At 69.4% G+C, this 1,063-nt stretch carries 1 pseudogene; it reads right to left on the bottom strand.

From position 1 onward, the window contains the following. Positions 1–746 (bottom strand): annotated as a pseudogene (locus T398_RS26825) (peptidase S8); the annotation flags it as partial. Positions 747–1,063 lie beyond the last annotated feature (317 nt).

Genomic DNA, 1,063 nt, shown 5'->3' with positions numbered 1-1,063 from the left:
GTGGGGTCGATGCCGCTGTCGAGGACGGCGACGGTGACGCCGTCGCCGTCGTAGCCGGCGTCCCAGGCTTCGGGGGCGCCGATCTGGGGGACGCTGTCGGCGAGGGTGGTGTGTACCTGGCCGTCGAGCCAGATTTTCGCGGCGCCGGTGCTTTCGCGGTTCGCGTCGGAGCCGGAAGCGGAGCTCAGGGTGGTCCAGAGGGTGCGGGTGTCTGCTTTGTTGGTGGTGAGGGCGTGGCCGTTGATGGCGGGTAGGTCGTGGGTGAGGGTGGCGCCGTCGGGTGCGGCGGTGGTGCGGGTTGCTGTGTCGGGGTAGGTGGCGATCAGCGGTATGTCGGTGGTGTGGGCGTCGTCGTAGCCCATCTCGATGAGGTCGGTGAGGTTGAACAGTCGCTGGTCGAGTCGGTCGTCGGCGAGTAGGGGTTCGGCTTCGTCGGGGATGACGTAGAGGTCGTCGCCGTGTTGTTGGACGGTGAAGCCGCTGGTGGCGTCGTCGGGCTGGTCGACCTCGGTGATGGTGTTGCCGTCGGCGAGGGTGCGAACGGTGACGACGTCGCCGGTGACCAGGGTGACGGTATGTGTGCCCGTGACCGTGCCCGCGGGTGTCGCGGTCGAGGGCGGGCCGGCGGTCGCGGCGGCTGGATTGACCGCGGCGGCGGAGGCCGCGATCATCCCGGCGGCCACGGCGGCGGCGATCAACCGCCGCCGCGACCCGCCAGCGGCGAAGGGTCCTGGATGAGAAGACATGGCCCTAGTTCTACTGACGCGACTCCATCAGATGAACAGTTCTTTGCTGGCGGGTAGCCGTCACGGCACTACTTCGCCACCGAGTGACGGTGCCTCTGCGGCGCTGGGCGTCTTGACCGGTTGGCGGGACGAGGGCCGGCTCCATGGCGTGTGGCGCGGTCGTCTGCGTTGGTTAGGGGCGGGGTCCCCGGAGCGTTGTCGGTCCGGGGACCCCGTTGGTGAGGTCAGCGCAGGCCGTAGGCGCGGATGAGTTCTTGTCGGATGGCGAAGCCGGTGTCGGTTTCGGCGGCGGCGCGGAGGGAGATGAAGCCGTCGGG

Source organism: Salinispora goodfellowii, assembly GCF_059570675.1.
This window is presented reverse-complemented; position numbering and strand designations above follow the sequence as displayed.